This is a genomic window from Psychromarinibacter sediminicola (assembly GCF_029168335.1).
Classification (GTDB): Bacteria; Pseudomonadota; Alphaproteobacteria; order Rhodobacterales; family Rhodobacteraceae; genus Psychromarinibacter; species Psychromarinibacter sediminicola.
The window spans coordinates 1-606 of sequence record NZ_JARGYC010000225.1 but is presented as its reverse complement, the minus strand read 5'-3'; the positions used below and the strand labels follow the sequence as shown (position 1 = coordinate 606).

At 67.0% G+C, this 606-nt stretch carries 1 pseudogene; it reads left to right on the top strand.

Annotated features, from left to right (window positions below):
• Positions 1 to 606 (top strand): annotated as a pseudogene (locus P1J78_RS25110) (hypothetical protein); the annotation flags it as partial.

Here is a 606-nt window from a genome sequence, read left to right as displayed (position 1 = left end):
GTCGACTGGACCGGCCCGGATTACCACGACGACTATATCATGGTCACCGAGCCCGGCGGCACGGACTCGATCAACTACACCCGGACCCGAAGCGGTTCCCCGCTGAACCTGAAACTGCCGCCCGAGCCCGGCAGCTACGACATCGTCTACATCATGCGGCAGGACCGCACCGAACTCGCGCGCATCTCCATCGAGGTCAGCGAGATCGGCGCCACCCTCGACGCCCCGGCCACGGCCACCGCCGGCGAGACGATCCAGGTCGACTGGACCGGCCCGGACTATCACGACGACTATATCGGCGTGACCCTCCCGGGCGAGACCGACACGATCAACTACACCCGGACGCGAAGCGGCTCCCCGCTGGATCTGAAGCTGCCGGCGGAGCCCGGCACCTACGATATCGTCTACATCATGCGCCAGGACCGCACGGAACTCGCCCGCGTCTCCATCGAGGTCACCGAGGTCGAGGCCACCCTCGACGCCCCGGACACGGCCACCGCCGGCGAGACCGTCCAGGTCGACTGGACCGGCCCGGATTACCACGACGACTATATCATGGTCACCGAGCCCGGCGGCACGGACTCGATCAACTACACCCGGACCCGA